Genomic DNA, 1,193 nt, shown 5'->3' with positions numbered 1-1,193 from the left:
CAGTCAAGGGTCAGAAGTTTAAAAAGTATCCAGAGGAATTGAAGAAAGAAGCTATTCGCCTTCATATGGAGGAGAAGTGGACGTATCGGCAGATTACTGAGCACTTAGAAATTCATGACAAGGATCGGGTCAAAAAATGGATGAGGAAATATAAGCAATTAGGTGAGTTTGGACTCCTGGATCAACGAGGACGTCGTGAGGAGTACTTGGATCAAGATCGGTATGTAGCGAAGCTCAAACGAGAGAATGATGTTCTAAAAAAGTGTTTGCAAATCTGGAAACAGGGGGTGTGAACGGAAAGTATAGAATCATTGAAGCCGCCGCTGGGCGCTATCCAGTCGTAGAGTTGTGCAACATGCTTAATGTCTCTAGGAGCAGCTACTACTCCTACTTGAGACGCAAAGACGTAGATCCTGACGCTGATCTAAAGGAGAAGATTCTAGCCATTTATGATCAGCGTAAGAAGACGGTTGGATATCGGCGGATACAGGACGAATTGTACCGACAGTACGGCCTGTGTGTGAACCATAAGAAGGTACTACGGCTTATGCAAGAATTAGGGGTTAAGGCAATCATCCGTCGTAAATATGTTCATCGTACGACACGTGAAGCAGTTGAATCTGATGGAAGAATCGCGGAGAATCTGCTGCAGCGAGATTTTAATGCTACAGAACCGAATCAAAAATGGGTAACGGATGTGACTCAATATCGAGTGTTAGATGATCGCATTTATTTATCCGCAATCAAGGACCTTTGGAACGGTGAAATTGTTGCCTACCACATCAGCAACCGTAATGACAATCCTCTTGTATTAGAGACATTCAGGAAGGCTTTTGAAACGCATAAAGACGTGACTGGACTGATCGTTCACAGCGACCAGGGAAGCCAGTACACGTCCCATGCATACCACGACATGCTGCCAAAGGTTGGCGCCCAAATCAGCATGTCTCGACGAGGCAATTGTTATGACAATGCCTCAATGGAAAGCTTCTTTTCACATTTGAAAGTGGAAGCCCTCTATCCTTATGATATCCGAAGCATCGAGGAAGCACAAAGACGAATTGAAGAATTCATTCATTTTTACAACGACGAAAGAGCGCAAAGAAAGCTAAACAAGCTGACGCCGGCAGAGTACCGACGTCAGCTAGCAGCTTAGGGCTTTTTTCAATGTCCGCTATTTGGGGTCTTGACCA

Annotated in this window: 2 protein-coding genes; both read left to right on the top strand. The window is 44.8% G+C overall.

The features are described from left to right. A partial coding sequence (locus SD70_RS32565) for a helix-turn-helix domain-containing protein (RefSeq protein ID WP_041052902.1) occupies positions 1 to 293 on the top strand: 293 nt, incomplete at its 5' end. Further along, positions 263 to 1,156 (top strand): IS3 family transposase, encoded by an 894-nt coding sequence (locus SD70_RS32560; RefSeq protein WP_156158320.1) that lies wholly within the window; start codon positions 263 to 265, stop codon positions 1,154 to 1,156. The genes SD70_RS32565 and SD70_RS32560, both read left to right, overlap by 31 nt. The last annotated feature ends 37 nt before the right edge of the window (positions 1,157 to 1,193 follow it).

Source organism: Gordoniibacillus kamchatkensis, assembly GCF_000829455.1.
Classification (GTDB): Bacteria; Bacillota; Bacilli; order Paenibacillales; family NBRC-103111; genus Gordoniibacillus; species Gordoniibacillus kamchatkensis.
This window is presented reverse-complemented; position numbering and strand designations above follow the sequence as displayed.